This is a genomic window from Pseudomonas sp. DCB_AW, from assembly GCF_026240895.1.
Lineage (GTDB): Bacteria > Pseudomonadota > Gammaproteobacteria > Pseudomonadales > Pseudomonadaceae > Aquipseudomonas > Aquipseudomonas kermanshahensis.
In genome coordinates this window covers 1-375 of the sequence record NZ_JAPFCE010000226.1, presented here as the reverse complement: position 1 = coordinate 375, position 375 = coordinate 1, and the positions used below count along the sequence as shown (strand labels likewise).

Sequence of the window (375 nt, the reverse complement as noted above, 5' to 3'; positions counted from 1 at the left end):
CCACGGTGTGATTCATGACTGGGGTGAAGTCGTAACAAGGTAGCCGTAGGGGAACCTGCGGCTGGATCACCTCCTTAATCGACGACATCAGCCTGCTGATGAGCTCCCACACGAATTGCTTGATTCATTGTTGAAGACGATCAAGGCCTTATATAGGCCTAATCTTTGTTCTTGATCAGAACTTAGAAATGAACATTCGTTGATGAATGTTGATTTCTGACTTTTGTCAGATCGTTCTTTAAAAATTTGGATATGTGATAGAAATAGACTGAACACTACTTTCACTGGTAGTGGATCAGGCTAAGGTAAAATTTGTGGGCTCGAAAGAGCAAAACGAATTTTCGGCGAATGTCGTCTTCACAGTATAACCAGATT

General features: G+C 42.1%; 1 rRNA gene. It reads left to right on the top strand.

Annotated elements, in window-relative coordinates:
* A 16S ribosomal RNA gene (locus OO306_RS28295) occupies positions 1-77 on the top strand; the annotation flags it as partial.
* Positions 78-375: the final 298 nt, after the last annotated feature.